Genomic DNA, 16,029 nt, shown 5'->3' with positions numbered 1-16,029 from the left:
GGTCAGGCGGCCGGGCCGGGGCGGCGTAGGGCCCGGTCGGTGAGGAGGGCGGCCGAGCCGGTGTAGGCGGCCGGGTCGGCCAGCGCGGCCAGCTCCTCCGGGGGCAGCGCGCCGGTCACCTCCGGATCGGCGCCGAGCACCTCGGCCAGCGTGCGGTCCTCCTCGACGGCGGTGCGGGAGGCGCGGGCCAGCGCGGCCTTGGCGGCCTGCCGGCCGAGCGCCGGCGCGAGCGCGGCCGACAGCCGCTCGGCTGCCATCAGGCCCTTGGTGCGCATCAGGTTCGCGCGCATGCGGTCGGGGAAGACCCGCAGGCCCCTGGTCAGCTCCGCGGCCTGTTCGGCGGCGCCGCCGGCCAGCCGCAGGAGTTCGCGCAGCGGCTGCCACTCGGCGTGCCAGGCGCCGGCCGGGCGTTCGTCCTCGGCGGCCAGCGAGCCCAGTACGGTCGCGGCGAGGTGAGGCGCCTGCCGGGCCGCGGCGGCGAGCAGCGTGGCGCGTACCGGGTTGGCCTTGTGCGGCATCGCGGAGGAGCCCCCGCCGCTGCCCTCGGCGGCCTCGCCGCACTCGGTGCGGGAGAGCACCAGCACGTCCGCGGCGATCTTGCCGAGCGCGCCGGTGGTGAACGCGAGCGCGGACGCCAGGTCGGCGACGGGCGTGCGCAGTGTGTGCCAGGGGAGGGCCGGCTCGTCGAGCCCGGCCTCGGCCGCGTACGCGGCCATCAGCCGCGCCCCGTCCTCGGGCGCGAAGGTCTCCGACAGCGCGCCGAACGCGGCCAGAGTGCCGGCCGCGCCGCCCAGCTGTACCGGCAGCCGGACCGCGGCCAGCCGCTCGTGCGCGTCCAGGACCAGCGCCCGCCAGCCCGCCGCCTTCAGCCCGAAGGTGGTCGGCACGGCGTGCTGGGTGAGGGTGCGGCCCGGCATGACCGTCTCGCGGTGCGCGTCCGCCAGCCCGTGCAGCGTCTCCGCCGTACGGGCCAGATCGGCCAGCACCGTCGCCACCGTCCGCCGCGCGACCAGCATCGCGGCGGTGTCCCAGATGTCCTGGCTGGTGGCGCCCCGGTGGACGTACCCGGCGGCGTCCGGCGCCGACTCCTTGACCGCCGCGGTCAGGTCGGCGACCAGCGGGATCACCGGGTTGCCGCCGGAGCGGGCGCGCAGCGCCAGGTCGCGCACGTCGAACCGGTGCACGTCGGCCGCGGCCGTCACGGCGTCGCCCGCGGCGCCCGGGGCTTCGCCGAGCGCGGCCTGTGCGCGGGTGAGCGCGGCCTCCGCGTCCAGCATGGCCTGGAGGAACGCGGTGTCCCCGGTCGCGGCCTCGGCGGCCGTGCCGGCCCGGACGGGGGCGAGCAGCCCCACGTCCTCCGGCGCTGCAGCCGCGGGATCAGTCGAAGGCAAGGAAGACCGTCTCCTTGTCGCCCTGGAGGTGGATGTCGAAGCGGTACGTACGGTGCTTGTCCGCCTCGGACCTGGCGAGAAGAGTCTCCCGCCGCGCGGGCTCCAGACCCGACAGCAGCGTGTCGCCGGCGGGTTCGGCGAGGTAGGCGCGGGTGAAGAGGTGGTGGGTGAGGCCGCGCGCGAAGACGCAGACGGAGAGGTACGGGGCGCCGCCCGGCGGCAGCGTGCGGACCGCGTAGTGGCCGTCGGCGTCGGTGGGCACCCGGCCGAAGCCGGTGAAGTCCACGCCGTTGCGGCCGTAGTGGCCGCCGGTCACCGGGTCGCGGCGGAGCGAGCCCGGCGCCCCGGCGAGCGAGCCCGAGGGGTCCGCCTGCCAGAACTCCAGCAGCGCGTCCGGGACCGGCTCACCGGCGCCGTCGTACACGCAGCCGTGCACGGTGATCGTGTCCGGGTGGCCGGCGGGCGCGATCTCCCCGCCGTCGGGGAAGGGCAGCGCGTAGCCGTAGAAGGGGCCCACGGTGTGCGAGGGCGTGGGGGCGAGCGCGGGGGAGTGCTGCTCGGTCATCAGCGGCCTTCCTCGATCCAGGTGGCGGACGGGCCGTCCAGGACGATGTCCCAGCGGTAGCCCAGCGAGAACTCCGGCTGCGACAGGTCGTGGTCGTAGGCGGCGATCAGCCGCTGCCGGGCGGTCTCGTCGGTCACCGAACGCAGGATCGGGTCGTACGGGAACAGCGGGTCGTTCGGGAAGTACATCTGCGTCACCAGGCGCTGGGTGAACGCGTTGCCGAACAGCGAGAAGTGGATGTGGGCCGGGCGCCAGGCGTTCTCGTGGTTCCGCCAGGGGTAGGCGCCGGGCTTGACGGTGGTGAAGGAGTAGCTGCCGTCGTCCCCGGTCAGCACGCGGCCGACACCGGTGAAGTTGGGGTCCAGCGGCGCCGGGTGCTGGTCGCGCTGGTGGGCGTACCGGCCGGAGGCGTTGGCCTGCCAGATCTCCACCAGCTGGCCGCGCACGGGACGGCCGCCGCTGTCCAGCAGGCGCCCGGAGACGGTGATCCGCTCGCCGAGCGGCTCGCCGTGGTGCTGCTTGGTGAGGTCGTTGTCGAGCGCGGTGACGTCGGTGTTCCCGAACGCCGGACCGGACAGCTCCACGGTCTCCGGGTCGCCGTGCACGGGGACCAGCGGCTGCTTGGGGTGGCGCAGGGTGCTGGAGCGGTAGGGGGCGTAGTCCCGCGGCGGGTGGTGCGCTGCGGGGGCGCCACCGGCTCGCGCCTTGTCATACGCCTCCTGCAGCTCGCTGACTTCGCGGTCGATGTCGGCCTGTGTGAGTGCCATCGTGGTCTCCTAGCTCTTCCCTGCAGCCTTGAGTGCGCGCAACGCGGCCAGCTCCCCGGCGCTGGGCGGCGCGGTGGCGCCGACCTCGTCAGCGACCCGCAGCTCCCAGCCGGTGGCGGCCCGTACCTGCTCGACGGTGACGCCGGGGTGCAGCTCGGTGAGGACCAGTTCGGCGGTCTCCGGGTCGGGCCGCAGCACGCCGAGGTCGGTGATCACGGCGGTGGGTCCGGCGCCCGGCATGCCCAGCGCGGCGCGGTCCTTGGGCCCGGCGCCGTGGCCGAGCGTGGTGACGAAGTCCAGCGCCCGGACGAAATTGCGCGTCGAATGGCGCAGCACCATCAGCACCCGGCCGCAGTTGGACGCGATCTCGGGCGCGCCGCCCGCGCCGGGGAGCCGGCCCTCGGGCCTGTCCTCGCCGCGGCTGACGACGGTGGTGTTGATGTTGGCGTACCGGTCGACCTGGGCCGCGCCGAGGAAGCCGACGTCGATCCGGCCGCCCTGCAGCCAGTAGTTGAACATCTCCGGCACCGGCACCACCGCGTCGGCGGTCTCGGCCAGTTCGCCGTCGCCGATGGAGAGCGGCAGGGCGGTGGGCTTGGAGCCGATCGTGCCGGACTCGTAGATGAGGACGAGGTCCGGGTTGACGGTGGCGCGGGCCAGGTTGGCGGCGGTGCTGGGCAGGCCGATGCCGACGAAGCAGGTCTTCGCGCCGGCCAGCGCGCGGGCCGCGTTGACCTCCATCAGCTCGTCGCGGGTGAACTCCGCCTCGGGGGCGCTCGCTTCGGACATCAGGCGTTCGCTCCTTCGGCCGTACGGGCGGCGGAGCCGGCCCCGCGTACGTGCGATTCGATCCACTGCGTGAAGGCCTCGCGGTCCCGCGCGATCGGGTCCCAGGCCTGATAGAAGGCGTTGTCGCGGACGGAGTAGCCGGTGGCGTACGAGGGGTGGGCGCCGCCGGGCACCTGGGCGACCGCGTCCAGTACCCAGGTGGGCAGGGTGACGCCGCCGGGGCGCGGCTCCAGCTCGTCCACGATCTCCTCGACGGTGACCAGTACCCGGCTCGCGGCGAGCGCGGCCTCCTTCTGTACGCCGGTCAGGCCCCACAGCTGCACGTTGCCGGCGCGGTCGGCCTGCTGGGCGTGGATGACGGTGACATCGGGGTTGAGCGCCGCGACCGCCGCCAGCTTCTCGCCGGTGAACGGGCAGGTCACGGTGGAGACGGTGTCGGTACGGCTCGGGATGTCGCTGCCGCGGTAGCCGCGCAGCACGGCGAACGGCAGCTTGGAGGCGCCCGCGACGTAGCGGTTGGCCATGCCGGCGTGGCTGTGCTCGTCCAGCTCCAGGGGGCGCGGCCAGCCGTTCTCGACGGCGTCGCGGAAGCGGTGCAGCGAGCCGACGCCGGGGTTGCCGCCCCAGGAGAAGACCAGCTTCCTGACCAGGCCTGCGCCGATCAGCTGGTCGTAGATGACGTCGGGCGTCATCCGGGCGAGGGTCAGGTCGGTGATGCCCTGGCGGATGATCTCGTGCGCGGCGGCGAACGGGATCAGGTGGGTGAAGCCCTCCATGGCGACGGTGTCCCCGTCGTGGATGAGGTCCGCCACGGCGTCGTGGAGGCTGCGAATCTCGGCCATCATCACTCCGCGGGTGTGGGTCAAAGAACGGTGCCGACGGTGGCGCACTGCCGAAGAAATGCTCAGTGCACTGATTAATTCGTCGATGGGCCGTAGACTTCCACCCACTTCCTCATTCGTCAATGGGTCAATGGGAGGCCCCATGGCCGCGGTCGATCTGAACACCCACCCCGGACACCTCGCCCGGCGTCTGCAGCAGGCGCACTCGCTGCTGTGGGGCGCGATGGTGTCCGAGGAGACCACCTCCCCGCAGTTCGCGGTCCTCAATGCGCTGGTGGAGAAGCCGGACATCGACCAGCGGACGCTGAGCGAGCATGTGCACCTGGACCGCTCGACCATCGCCGACGTGGTCGCCCGGCTGGTCCGCCGCGGCCTCGTGGAACGGGTGCGCGACCCGCACGACGGCCGCCGCAACGTCCTGAAGCTCTCCGAGGAGGGCGCCCGGCACCACCGCAAGCTCGTCACCCGCACGGCCCGGATGAACCGGGTCTTCCTGGCCCCGCTGGCGGAGGACGAGCAGGAGACGCTGCTCCGCCTGATCGCCCGGGTCGCGGACGCGGCGGAGGAGCTGCGGGGGTAGGAGGAGCTGCGGGGGCAGCGGGGTGCCGCGAGGCCGCTCACCGGGCCCCGGGCCGTACGTCGGACCGCGGCCCGGGCCGTACGCCGAGCCGCGACCCGGTCCCTGCGCCTGGCCGCGGCCCGGTCCGGTACGCCGCCGGGTCGTGGCCCGGCCCGTCAGCCCGTGAGGGGCAGGCCGCCGCTCACCGTGCGGGCGGCCGCCGTCAGTGAGGACACGAAGCGCGGCAGCCGCTCGGCGGTGAAGCGCGCCGACGGGCCCCCGAAGGACAGCGTGGCGACCACCTCGCCGCCGCGCGAGCGCACCGGTACGGCCACCGACGACAGCCCCTCCTCGTGCTCGCCGTGGCTGACCGCGTAGCCGGCACGGGCCGCCTCCGCCGCCCATTCGGTCAGCGTGCGGGCGTGCCGCGTGCCGTGCGGGGAGCGGCGTGCGACCCGCTCGACCAGCGCCGGGTCCGCGCCGATCAGCAGGACCTTGGACGGCCCGCCGGCCCACAGCGGCAGCTCGTCGCCGACGCGGACGACGTGCCGCAGGGCCTGCGGGCCCTCCTCCTGCGCGATGCAGATCCGGTGCACGTCGCGCCGTACGTACAGGTGCACCGTCTCCCGGTGCTCGGCGGCCAGCTCGCGCAGCGCGCGCCGGGCGGTGGCCGGGAGGCGCCAGCCCTGGTCCGCCAGCCGGACCCAGCGCAGGAAGGTCGGGCCCGCGGTGTATCTGCCGTGTTCGTCCAGCCAGAGCAGGCCGTTCAGGCGGAGCGTCTGGAGCAGTCGGAGCGCGGTGGTCTTGGGCAGGCCGCTGCCCTCGACGATCTCGCGGAGGGTCAGTGCGGGGCGCTCCTCACCGAAGAGCCCCAGGATGTCGATGGCCCGCTGAACCGTCCGCATGCCGCCGCGCTCGCTCTCGCTCATGGCGACAGTATGGGATGAGGTCCGCTCCGCGGACCAGGGGCGCCGCGGCGTGCCCGCAACGGCCCGGTTACTCGCCGGCAACCTCTTGTAGATGATCAGCACACGTTCTATTGTCGCCGTCACATGGACCCATCGGTCCACTCAGCGGACCACCCCACCGGGCCACCCCCGACGGCGCCGCCCCTCGCACCCGCACCCCCACCCCTTGCCGCCTCCCGCCCCGCCCCGGGACCTCCCCGCGCGCCCCCTCGCGCTCCCGGCCGGGGACCCGAGACGAAGGAGTCTCCGTATGAGCACGACCGTGCGCCCCGCGCCGCCCGTCGTGGACGATTCCGCCCGCCCCGCGCTCAGCCGTGCCCGCTACGGACTGCTCGCCTGCCTCTTCGTCATCACGGCGATCAACTACCTGGACCGTACGAACCTCTCGGTCGCCCTGCCGCACATCAAGGACGAGCTGCACCTCTCCGGCACCCAGCAGGGCCTGCTGCTCTCCTCCTTCGGCTGGGCGTACCTGCTCCTCCAGGTCCCGGCGGGCCGGCTCATCGACCGGATCGGCGCCAAGCTCGCCTTCGGGTACGCGCTGGTGGGCTGGTCGCTGGCGACGATCGTGGTCGCGGCGGCCCGCAGCTTCGTCCCGCTGGTCGGCATCCGCGTGGCGCTCGGTGCCTTCGAGGCGCCCGCCTTCCCGTCCAACAACCGGCTGGTCGTGAACTGGTTCCCGGGCCGCGAGCGCGGCCGCGCCACCGCCACGTACACCTCCGGCGAGTACATCGGCCTGGCCGTCGCGGCCCCCGTCCTCTCCCTCCTCACCGTGCACTTCGGCTGGCGCTCGGTCTTCGTCGTCACCGGCGTCGTCGGCCTGCTCTTCTCCGTGGTCTGGTTCGCCAAGGTCTACGACCGCCCCGAGCACAGCCCGAAGGTGAGCGCGGCGGAGCTGGCGCACATCCGGCAGGCCGACGAACTGGAGTCCGCCGAGGAGATCGCGGCGGCCAAGGAGGAGGCGGCGGTGCTGGACACCAGCATCCGCGCCGACCTGCGGGTCCTGCTGAGCGACCGGCGGCTGTGGGGCATGTACATCGGCCAGTTCGCCAGCGCCTCCGTGCTGTTCTTCTTCCTCACCTGGTTCCCCAGCTACCTGGTGGAGGAGAAGCAGATGGGCATCATCAAGGCCGGCTTCTGGGCCTCGGCGCCCTACCTCGCCGCGCTGGTGGGCACGCTGGCCGGCGGCGCCTGGTCGGACCGCATGCTGAACTCGGGCAGGTTCTCCCGTACGTTCGCCCGCAAGGCCCCCGTCATGATCGGCTTCGTTCTCGCCTCGGTCATCGTCTGCGCGAACTTCACCGACTCCGTACCGCTCGTCATCACCTTCATGTCCATCGCGTTCTTCGCGCAGGGCCTGATGCAGAACAGCTGGGCGCTCTTCTCCGACGCGGTGCCGCGCCGCCTCACCGGTACCGGCGGCGGCGTCTTCAGCTTCGCCGCGAACGCCGGCGGCGTGCTGACCCCGCTGGTCATCGGCGTCATCGTGGACCGGACCGGGTCCTTCGCCTGGGCGCTCGGCTACATCGCCGCCGTCGTCCTGGTCGGCCTGCTCGCATACGCCCTGCTCATCGACAAGGTCGAGCGGGTCGAGGGCTGACCCGGGACCGGTGCCCCGACCGGTACCCCGTTTCTGTCGGCATTCCGGCTCGTTGGGTGAAGGAGCGGGTCCGGGCCATGGCCGCCCCGGCCGCGCGAGCGACATGGCAACTGACAGGCGACGGAAAGAGCCATAGTGCTGCAGGTACCCATCGGAGATGTGGAGATCGCCCCGGGACATGTCTTCGAGTGGTCGGTGGTGAGCGCGCGGATGCGCGCGGCCGACCCCTCACCGCCGTACGAGACGACGACGTACAACCAGGCGAAACACTTCGCGGTGGCCCACGAGACCTACGGTGACGAGGACGCCGTCTGCGCCTACGTGGCAGGCACGTTCGAGATCCCCGGACCGCTCGACCGGGCCGCGCTGGATGCCGCACTGCTCCACTTCGTGCGCCGCCACGAAGTGCTGCGCTGCACATTCCAGCAGCTCTCCGGCGACCTGTCCTGCGACGCGCTGGCGCCGGAGGACATCGAGCTGAAGTGTGTCGACGCGGGGCCGACCGGCTCCGCCGAAGAGGTCCGGGAGTACGTGCACCGGTTCTTCCAGCGCGTCGACACGCTCTCCTGGCCGCTGATCACCATGGGCGCGGTGGTCAGGGACGACTCCACCACCGTCTACTTCGCCTGCGACCACCTGGTGACCGACGGTCTGTCGACGCCGATCGCGGTGAACGACATCGCCACCGCGTACGAGGCGTACGCCCGGGGCGAGGAGCCCGGCCTGCCCGAGGTGGGCAGCTACCTCGAATTCAGCCGGGCCCAGCGCGACGCCACCGACACCATGGACGCCGACGACGAACGGCTGGACCACTGGAAGGAGTTCGTCGCGCGCGGCGACTGCTTCTTCCCGCCGTTCCCGCTGGACCTCGGCGTCGAACCGGACCGGCTGTACCCCTCGGTCAACGTTACGGAAACGCTTCTGCACGACCGGGAGGCCGACGAACTGGCGGCCCGTTGCGAGGCGGCCGGCGGCAGGCTGTTCATGGGAGTGCTGGCCGCGGTCGGAGTGGCCCTGCGCAAGGAGGGCGGGCCCGACGTCTACCGGGGCCTGATGCCGGTCAACGAACGCGGCCGGGGCGCCTACGCGCACACCATGGGCTGGTTCATCAACACGATGCCCATCGAGTTCTCGGTGGGCGAGGACAAGGACTTCCCGGAGGTCCTGCTCGGCGTGCGGGACGCCTTCGCGGAGATGCAGCGCCACGCGGACGTGCCCTTCGTCAAGGCGTGGCACCTGCTCGCGCCGCAGGAGGACACCGCGCTGCGCTACTGGCCCTACGCGGTCAACTTCTTCTCCTACCTGGACTTCCGCAAGTCCCCCGGCGCTGAGCAGCACGTCGCCCGCGACGCCAAGAAGCACCTCTGGGTGTCCCGCTGCAACGGCATCTGCTTCTGGTTCCACCGCAACGACGCCGGCCTCCACATGAACTCCATCCACGTGGACACCCCACAGGCCCGAAAGACGGCGGCAGCACTCGGCAGCACGCTGGAGTGGACGCTCACGAACATGCGAACGGCCGGCACCTTCTGAGCAGCGGGGCGCCTTCGGGTGCGGTGCGTCTTCGTGTGAGGGGATAGGTCCGCTCAGCGGACCACGAGGCCCGGCGGGCGGTCCGGCGTCGTTACGCTGGTTTCATGACCCTGACACCGGAACTCCCCGCCGCCACCGCCGGCGACTGGTGGGTCACCACCGACCAGTCGCTGGGCCTCGTCCAGCAGCACGGTGCCGCCGCGCACACCGCCCCCGACCTGCTGGCCACCCTCGCCGAGATCGGGCGGGTGCGGGCCGCCGCCGACTCCGCGCTCGGCGCCGCCGTACGTGCCCTGCTGGCCTCCGGGCACGATTGGGAGGAGATCGCCGCCGCGCTCGGGCTGCCCGGCGCGGACGCCGCCCGCCGGGCCACCGCCGACGCGGTCCACCAGGCGGACCGGGCGCTCGGCCGGCGCCTCGGCCGCCACGGCTGACCCGCCCGCCGCACCCCTCCCACCGGAACCGCCCGCTGACTGATGATTCAGTCAGCGGGCTCATTGACATGCCCGGTTCCCGCTCCAAATACTGAATCACGATTCAGTAAGGTGCCGCCGTCGCCGCGTTCGGCGCGGCCGTCGCATCCGGAGAGGGAGAGCCCATGCCAGAGCTGCCCACCGAGCTGGTCCCGCTGAGCGACGAGCAACGGGACATCATCGACCTCACCCGCGCCTTCGCCCGCGACGAGATCCGGCCCCGGGCCCGCGACGTGGACGAGGCGGACACCCGGACCCCCTGGGACCTGTGGCGCAAGGCCGCCGAGGTCGGCATCACCGGCTTCATGCTCCCGGCCGAGTACGGCGGCGGCGGCTTCACCGACGTCTTCACCCAGGCGCTCGTCCAGGAGGAGCTGTGCGCCGGTGATCTCGGCATCGGCAACCTCCTCTGCTCCAACGGCTTCTTCGCCGACCCGGTGCTGGAGCTCGGCACGAAGGAGCAGCAGCGCACCTGGCTCACCCCGCTCACCGGCCCCGACACCCCCATGACCGCGCTCGCCACCACCGAGCCCGGCGCCGGCTCCGACGCCGCGTCGATCACCACCACCGCGGTCCGCACCGCCGGCGGCTATCTGCTCAACGGCCAGAAGGCATGGATCTCCAACGCGGGCGAGGCCGAGAGCTACGTCGTCTTCGCCAAGACCGATCCGGCCCAGCGCTCTCGCGGCGTCACCGCTTTCCTGCTGCGCAAGGACACCGCAGGTGTCGAATTCGGCGCGCCCATGCGGAAGATGGGGCAGCGCGCGATCGTCTGCCGCGAGATCTTCTTCCGCGACGCTTTCGTACCCGAGGAGAACCGGCTCGGTGACGAGGGCCAGGGCTTCCACGGCCTCATGCGCACCTTCGACATCTCGCGGGCGGTCCTCGGCGCGGCCGCGACCGGCATTGCCCGCGCCGCCTATGAGTACGCCCGCGACTACGCCGCCACCCGGCGCCAGTTCGGCAAGCCGGTCATCGAGCACCAGGCCGTCGCCTTCCGGCTCGCGGACATGCGGACCCGCGTCGAGCAGGCCCGGCTGATGACCTGGCGCGCGGCCAAGCGGCTGGACGCCGGGCTGGACGCGACCTCCGAGGCCGCGATGGCCAAGCTCACCGCCTCGGAGACCGCCGCGTACTGCACCTGGGCGGCCGTCCAGACGCTCGGCGGCTGGGGCTACTCGCGGGAGTACCCGGTCGAGCAGTGGATGCGCGACGCCAAGCTGGAGGAGATCGAGGAAGGCACCTCGGACATCATGCGCCTCGTCATCGCGCGGGGCATGTGATGACGACGGACATGACGGGCGGCCGTGCCCTCGTCCGGGCGCTGGCCGCGCACGGCGTCACCCAGACCTTCGGCATCCCGGGCACGCACAACCTGGAGATCTACCGCCACCTCGACGCGTACGGCATCGCCCACCTCAACCCCCGCCACGAGCAGGGCGCGGGCTACGCCGCCGACGCGTACGCCCGGGTCACGGGGCGCCCCGGCGTCGCGATCACCACGACGGGCCCGGCCCTCCTCAACATCGCGGCGGCCGTCGGCCAGGCGTACTCCGACAGCGTCCCGCTGCTCGTCGTCTCGCCCGGCATGCCGCTGCGCCACCCCCGCCTGGCGACCGGCCTGCTGCACGAGATGCGCAGCCAGACCGACGCGCTGCGGGCGGTGGCGGCGTTCAGCCACCGCGTCTCGACGGTCGAGGAGATCGGCGCCGCGGTCGCCCGTGCCTGGACGCTGTTCCGTACGGAGCGGCCCCGGCCGGCGCACATCGAAGTGCCGCTGGACCTGCTCACGGAGACGGCCGCGGCCGGCCCCGTACGGCTCGCGCCGCCCGCCGTACCCGCGACGCCGGGCGCGGGCGCGTCCGCCGCAGCGGTCGAGGCGCTGCGGGGCGCCCGCCGCCCGGCCCTCGTCCTCGGCGGTGGCGCCCGCGCCGCGGCGCCCGAATGCCGGGCGCTGGCAGAGGAGTTGGACGCCTGGGTGGTCACCACCGCCAACGGCAAGGGCATCCTCGCCGAGACGCACCCGCTCTCGCTGGGCGTCTCGCTGCACAGCCCGGTGGTCCGGCGCCGGCTGGCGGAGGAGTGCGACGCGCTGCTCGCGGTCGGCACGGAGCTGGCCGAGGCGGACCTGTGGACCACCGAACCGCTCGCCCTCCGAGGCCCGTTGATCCGCGCCGACCTCGACCCGGCGCAGATGTACGCGGGCCTCCCGGCCGACATCGCGCTGGTGGGGGACGCGCGGGAGACGGTACGGGCGCTGCTCGCCGGGCTGGGCGCCGACCGGGAGGCGGGTGCTGCCGCGCGTACGGCCGCGGCGCTGCGTGCCGAGCGGGACGCGGCGACGGCCGGGCGGGACGCGCGCTGGCTTCCGTACCTGCGGGCGCTCCGCGAAGAACTGGCGGCGGACGCCGTGCTCACTTCCGACAGCGCCCAGTGCTGCTACTACGGCGCGCTCCCGCACCTCCCGGTCGGCCCCGAAGGCCGCTATCTGCACCCCACCGGCTTCGGCACCCTCGGGTACGCGCTGCCCGCCGCGATCGGCGCCAAGGCGGCGGCCCCCGAGCGCCAGGTCGTCGCGCTGAGCGGCGACGGCGGCCTCCAGTTCTCCGTGCAGGAGCTGGCCACCGCCGTACAGCTCCGGCTGCCGCTCCCCGTCGTCGTGTTCGACAACGGGGGGTACGGCGAGATCCGCGACGAGATGGCGGCCCGCGGCGACCGTCCGGTCGCCGTCGACCTGCCGCCGCCCGGCGTACCGCCCGTCGACCTGTCCGCGCTGGCCCGCGCGTACGGCGGGCACGGGGCACGCGCCGGCACCCCCGCCGAACTCGCCGACGCCCTCCACAAGGCGCTCCGTACGCCCGGCCCCACCGTCATCACCGTCCCCGAGGAGCCCGTCGTACGACCCGAGGAGCCCGTCCGATGACCCGAGGAGCCCGCCCGATGAGCAGCACCGCACCCGTGACACCCGACGTCCCGCTCGTCTCCCTCACCTGGACCGACCCCGAGACGGGCCATCAGGGGCACCTGGTCATCGACCGCCTCGTACGCGGCGTGGCCAGCGGCGGCCTGCGGATGCGGGCCGGCTGCACCCTCGACGAGGTCACCGGACTGGCCCGCGGGATGACCATGAAGGAGGCGCTGCACTACAACCCCGAGGGCCGGTACATCCCGCTCGGCGGCGCCAAGGGCGGCATCGACTGCGACCCGCGCGCGCCGGAAGCGTACGGCGTTCTCGTGCGCTATCTGCGTGCCATGCGCCCCTACATCGAGCACTTCTGGACGACCGGCGAGGACCTGGGCCTGACCCAGGACCTGGTGGACAAGGCCGCGGCAGAAGCCGGGCTGGTCTCCTCCATCCAGGCGGTCTACCCGCTGCTGGACGACGAGACGGCCGCCCGGCAGCGGCTCGCCGACGCGTTCCGGATCGACGTGGACGGCATCGGGCTCGACGAGCTGGTGGGCGGCTGCGGCGTCGCGGAGGCCGCGCTCGCCGCGCTGGACCGCGCGGGCGTCCCGTACGCGGGCACCCGGGTGGCCGTGCAGGGCCTGGGCACCATGGGCGGCGCGACGGCGCGCTTCCTCGCCCGTGCCGGGCTGCGCGTCGTCGCCGTCGCCGACATCAAGGGCACGCTCGCCCACCCCGACGGGCTGGACGTCGAGGCGCTGCTCGTGGCGCGCGACGCGCACGGCACCGTGGACCGTGCCGCGCTGCGCCCCGGGGACCGCGAACTGCCGCGCGACGCCTGGCTGTCGGCCGACGCCGACGTGCTGATACCGGCGGCGGTCTCGTACGCGATCGACGCCGGGAACCAGGCGGACATCACCGCGCGTTGGGTGATCGAGGCGGCGAACATGCCGGTACGGGAGGAGGCCGAGGCGCTGCTCACCGCCCGCGGGGTGACCGTTCTGCCCGACGTGGTCGTCAACTCCGGTACGAACGCCTGGTGGTGGTGGACGCTCTTCGGGGACATCGGCGCCGACGCGGACGAGGCGTTCGCGTACACCCGCCGCTCGATGCGCGCCCTGATCGACCAGATGCTGGCCCGCGCCGAGGCCGTCGGCTGCACACCGCGCGCGGCCGCCCACGGCATCGTCGCCAACCGGCTCCCGGTGATCGCGGAGCGGTTCGGGTGGTACCGATGACGCCCGAGCCCGAGCCGTGCCCACCGGCCGCCTCCCTGACCTCGCTCTTCGACCCCCGCTCCGTGGCCGTCGTCGGGGCCTCGGCCAACCCTGAGAAGTGGGGGTACTGGCTCGCCTCCGGGGCGCTCGCCGGACGGGCGCGCCGTACGGTGCACCTGATCAACCACCGGGGCGGCGAGCTCTCCGGCGTGCCGTTCCTGCCGGACCTCGGCGCGCTGCCGGAGCCGCCGGAGCAGGTGGTGGTGGCCGTACCGCCGCCCCAGGTGCGGGCGGTCGTCGCCGAGGGGCTGGCGGCCGGTGCCCGCTGCTTCACCGTCATCACCTCGGGCGGCCCGGCCCCCGAGGCGGAAGAGGAACTGTCGTCCCTGGTCCGGGCACACGGCGCCCGGCTCCTCGGCCCGAACTGCATGGGTGTCGTCGACACCACCAGCGACCTCCGGCTGAGCTGGGGCGACTTCCCGGCCGGACAGGTCGGCCTGGTCTCCCAGAGCGGCAACCTCGCGCTGGAGATCGGCCGTCTGCTGGCCCGCGCCGGCCAGGGCTTCTCCCGCTTCGTCTCCCTCGGCAACCAGCGGGACATCGACGCCGCCGACGCCCTGGAAGCGCTGGTGCGGCACGGCCCGACGCGCGTCATTGCCGCGTACGTGGAGGACTTCCGCGACGGCCGCCGGCTGGCCCGCGCCCTGGCCGCCGCCCACGCGGCCGGCAAGCCGGTCCTCCTCCTCACCGTCGGCCGCAGCGCCGCCTCCGGCCGGGCCGCGGCCTCCCACACGGGCGCCCTGGTCAGCCCCCGGGCCACGGTCGAAGCCGTCTGCCGCGACGCGGGCGCGATGCTGTTGGACACGGCGGGCGAGGCGGTCGACGCGACGGTGGCGCTGCTGGCGGCGCATGCCCGCGCGACAGGTACGTCCCCGGCGCCGCCGCAGGCCGCCTCTCTGCGGCAGGCCGACTCTCTGCGGCAGGCCGACTCTCCACCGCAGGCCGACTCTCCGCGGCAGGCCGCGTCCGCGCCCCCGTCGGCTGCCGCGTGCCCATCGAGGGGCGCGTCTCCGTCGCAGGCCCCGGCCTCGCCGCAGGCGGCCCAGCCGGGGTCGGCCTCCCCGCCGCGGCCGGCCTCCCCGCCGTCGTGGCCGCTCGCGCAGTTCCCCGCGCCCCTGGGGAGCCGTCCCACCGTCGCCGTCCTCGCCGACAGCGGCGGCCAAGGCGCCCTGGCGGCCGACGCGTTCGCCGCCCGGGGCGCGGACGTACCGGCCTTCTCCACCGCCACCGCCGCAGCCGTGGCCGCGCACCTCCCACCCGGCGCCGGCTGCGGCAACCCCGTGGACCTGGCCGGCGCCGGCGAGGCCGACCTCGCCACCTACGCACGCCTCGCCCGCACGCTCCTGACCTGCGGCGAAGCCGACGCCGTCGTCCTCACCGGCTACTTCGGCGACTACGCGACCGACAACCCGGCCCAGGCGGCGCGCGAGACGGAGGTGGCGCGCGAGCTGGCCGAAGCCGCCACGGTCTCCGGCCGCGCCCTCCTCGTCCACACCATGGCCCGCGACACCCCGGCCCTGGCCGTCCTACGGCAGCGCGGCGTCCCGGTCTACGAACGGATCGAGCAGGCCGCGGCGGCCCTGTCCTGCGTGGCACGCCTGCGCGCGGCGCGGCTCAGGCCGCCCTCGCCACTTCCACCGCCGTCCCCGTACCGGGTGGCAGCCGGCGACTACGAGACCACCCGTGACCTGCTCTGCTCCTACGGACTGGCCTTCCCCGCCGCCGAGTTCGTCCGTACGGCCGACGAGGCGGCGGCCGCCGCCCACCGCGTCGGCTACCCGCTCGCCCTGAAGGCGATGGGGCTGGCCCACAAGACGGAGGCGGGCGGGGTGGCGCTCGGCCTGGCCGACGAGACGGCGCTGCGGGCCGCCTTCGCCCGGATGGCCCGGGCGACGGGTGCGCACCGCTACGCCGTCGAAGCCATGGCCACACCCCCGTACGCGGTCGAACTGATCGCCGGCGTACGACGCGACCCGGCCTTTGGCCCGGTCCTCATGGCCGGTATCGGCGGCGTACGGGCCGAACTCCTCGCCGACACCGCCCTGGCACTCGCCCCCCTCACCCCCGACCACGCCCGCGACCTCCTGCTCTCCCTGCGCCACGCCCCCCTTCTCACCGGCTGGCGCGGCACCCCTGCCGTCGACCTCGACGCGACCGCGACCGCCCTCTGCGCCCTGGCCCGCTGCGCCACCGAACACCCCGAACTGGCCGACATGGAAATCAACCCCCTCCTCGCCCACCCTGGGGGAGCGGTGGCACTGGACGCGGCGGCGGTATTGGGCTAACCGCCGTGTTTTGCCTTGGGCAGGACACTCCGCCGCTACGGCACATGCGGTACCGCAAGGCTCGGCGCGCGCCGC

General features: G+C 73.9%; 14 protein-coding genes. 8 read left to right on the top strand and 6 right to left on the bottom strand.

The window, feature by feature from the left end; translation table 11 throughout:
- Window positions 1–2 precede the first annotated feature (2 nt).
- From pcaB to ACZ6WH_RS12760, 5 genes are read right to left on the bottom strand one after another with little or no spacing between them, the layout of a single operon-like run.
- The gene (gene pcaB, locus ACZ6WH_RS12780) at window positions 3–1,391 is read right to left on the bottom strand and encodes a 3-carboxy-cis,cis-muconate cycloisomerase (RefSeq protein WP_469727967.1); all 1,389 of its coding nucleotides are present in this window, start codon (window positions 1,389–1,391) and stop codon (window positions 3–5) included.
- Window positions 1,378–1,956 carry a protocatechuate 3,4-dioxygenase subunit alpha gene (pcaG, locus tag ACZ6WH_RS12775; RefSeq protein ID WP_432854046.1) on the bottom strand — a complete coding sequence of 193 codons (579 nt, stop codon included), beginning with the start codon at window positions 1,954–1,956 and terminating at the stop codon, window positions 1,378–1,380. Before pcaG ends, pcaB begins: the two co-directional genes overlap by 14 nt.
- Window positions 1,956–2,723, bottom strand: a complete 768-nt coding sequence (gene pcaH / locus ACZ6WH_RS12770; RefSeq protein WP_469727965.1) for a protocatechuate 3,4-dioxygenase subunit beta — start codon at window positions 2,721–2,723, stop codon at window positions 1,956–1,958. Before pcaH ends, pcaG begins: the two co-directional genes overlap by 1 nt.
- A gap of 9 nt (window positions 2,724–2,732) precedes the next feature.
- Window positions 2,733–3,512, bottom strand: coding sequence for a CoA-transferase subunit beta (locus ACZ6WH_RS12765; protein ID WP_469727964.1), 780 nt, complete (start codon window positions 3,510–3,512; stop codon window positions 2,733–2,735).
- Window positions 3,512–4,354: a CoA transferase subunit A gene (locus ACZ6WH_RS12760; protein WP_469727963.1), complete on the bottom strand. Its 843-nt coding sequence runs from the start codon at window positions 4,352–4,354 to the stop codon at window positions 3,512–3,514. The genes ACZ6WH_RS12765 and ACZ6WH_RS12760 overlap by 1 nt, the downstream gene beginning before the upstream one ends.
- A 142-nt stretch (window positions 4,355–4,496) precedes the next feature.
- Here ACZ6WH_RS12760 and ACZ6WH_RS12755 point away from each other — a divergent pair, with 142 nt between their 5' ends.
- Window positions 4,497–4,934, top strand: coding sequence for a MarR family winged helix-turn-helix transcriptional regulator (locus ACZ6WH_RS12755; RefSeq protein WP_432854037.1), 438 nt, complete (start codon window positions 4,497–4,499; stop codon window positions 4,932–4,934).
- Window positions 4,935–5,089: 155 nt separating this feature from the next.
- Here ACZ6WH_RS12755 and ACZ6WH_RS12750 read toward each other — a convergent pair whose 3' ends face one another.
- Window positions 5,090–5,842, bottom strand: a complete 753-nt coding sequence (locus tag ACZ6WH_RS12750; RefSeq protein ID WP_469727962.1) for an IclR family transcriptional regulator — start codon at window positions 5,840–5,842, stop codon at window positions 5,090–5,092.
- A 289-nt stretch (window positions 5,843–6,131) separates the two neighbouring features.
- Between ACZ6WH_RS12750 and ACZ6WH_RS12745 the strand changes: the two genes are divergently transcribed.
- From ACZ6WH_RS12745 to ACZ6WH_RS12715, 7 genes are all read left to right on the top strand, one after another.
- Entirely contained in the window at window positions 6,132–7,481 is a 1,350-nt protein-coding gene (locus tag ACZ6WH_RS12745; RefSeq protein WP_469727961.1) for an MFS transporter, read from the top strand.
- Between the two features lie 135 nt (window positions 7,482–7,616).
- Window positions 7,617–9,014, top strand: coding sequence for a condensation domain-containing protein (locus ACZ6WH_RS12740; protein ID WP_469727960.1), 1,398 nt, complete (start codon window positions 7,617–7,619; stop codon window positions 9,012–9,014).
- Between the two features lie 104 nt (window positions 9,015–9,118).
- Entirely contained in the window at window positions 9,119–9,448 is a 330-nt protein-coding gene (locus ACZ6WH_RS12735; RefSeq protein ID WP_469727958.1) for a hypothetical protein, read from the top strand.
- A gap of 164 nt (window positions 9,449–9,612) precedes the next feature.
- A complete protein-coding gene (locus tag ACZ6WH_RS12730) occupies window positions 9,613–10,770 on the top strand; it encodes an acyl-CoA dehydrogenase family protein (protein WP_469727956.1) in 1,158 nt (385 codons plus the stop codon).
- Window positions 10,770–12,410: a 5-guanidino-2-oxopentanoate decarboxylase gene (locus tag ACZ6WH_RS12725; protein ID WP_469727954.1), complete on the top strand. Its 1,641-nt coding sequence runs from the start codon at window positions 10,770–10,772 to the stop codon at window positions 12,408–12,410. The genes ACZ6WH_RS12730 and ACZ6WH_RS12725 overlap by 1 nt, the downstream gene beginning before the upstream one ends.
- Window positions 12,411–12,427: 17 nt before the next feature.
- Entirely contained in the window at window positions 12,428–13,630 is a 1,203-nt protein-coding gene (locus tag ACZ6WH_RS12720) for a glutamate dehydrogenase (RefSeq protein ID WP_469727953.1), read from the top strand.
- Window positions 13,627–15,954, top strand: coding sequence for an acetate--CoA ligase family protein (locus ACZ6WH_RS12715; protein ID WP_469727951.1), 2,328 nt, complete (start codon window positions 13,627–13,629; stop codon window positions 15,952–15,954). Before ACZ6WH_RS12720 ends, ACZ6WH_RS12715 begins: the two co-directional genes overlap by 4 nt.
- The last annotated feature ends 75 nt before the right edge of the window (window positions 15,955–16,029 follow it).

The organism is Streptomyces sp. NPDC050806 (assembly GCF_055586425.1).
This window is presented reverse-complemented; position numbering and strand designations above follow the sequence as displayed.

Bases quoted from the DNA above. Each gene is read 5' to 3' on its own strand.
- ACZ6WH_RS12730 (WP_469727956.1), top strand. From the start codon at position 9,613: ATGCCAGAGCTGCCCACCGAGCTGGTCCCGCTGAGCGACGAGCAACGG.
- ACZ6WH_RS12735 (WP_469727958.1), top strand. From the start codon at position 9,119: ATGACCCTGACACCGGAACTCCCCGCCGCCACCGCCGGCGACTGGTGG.
- ACZ6WH_RS12755 (WP_432854037.1), top strand. From the start codon at position 4,497: ATGGCCGCGGTCGATCTGAACACCCACCCCGGACACCTCGCCCGGCGT.
- ACZ6WH_RS12715 (WP_469727951.1), top strand. From the start codon at position 13,627: ATGACGCCCGAGCCCGAGCCGTGCCCACCGGCCGCCTCCCTGACCTCG.
- ACZ6WH_RS12720 (WP_469727953.1), top strand. From the start codon at position 12,428: ATGAGCAGCACCGCACCCGTGACACCCGACGTCCCGCTCGTCTCCCTC.
- ACZ6WH_RS12760 (WP_469727963.1), bottom strand. From the start codon at position 4,354: ATGGCCGAGATTCGCAGCCTCCACGACGCCGTGGCGGACCTCATCCAC.
- ACZ6WH_RS12725 (WP_469727954.1), top strand. From the start codon at position 10,770: ATGACGACGGACATGACGGGCGGCCGTGCCCTCGTCCGGGCGCTGGCC.
- ACZ6WH_RS12765 (WP_469727964.1), bottom strand. From the start codon at position 3,512: ATGTCCGAAGCGAGCGCCCCCGAGGCGGAGTTCACCCGCGACGAGCTG.
- ACZ6WH_RS12745 (WP_469727961.1), top strand. From the start codon at position 6,132: ATGAGCACGACCGTGCGCCCCGCGCCGCCCGTCGTGGACGATTCCGCC.
- pcaG (WP_432854046.1), bottom strand. From the start codon at position 1,956: ATGACCGAGCAGCACTCCCCCGCGCTCGCCCCCACGCCCTCGCACACC.
- pcaH (WP_469727965.1), bottom strand. From the start codon at position 2,723: ATGGCACTCACACAGGCCGACATCGACCGCGAAGTCAGCGAGCTGCAG.
- ACZ6WH_RS12750 (WP_469727962.1), bottom strand. From the start codon at position 5,842: ATGAGCGAGAGCGAGCGCGGCGGCATGCGGACGGTTCAGCGGGCCATC.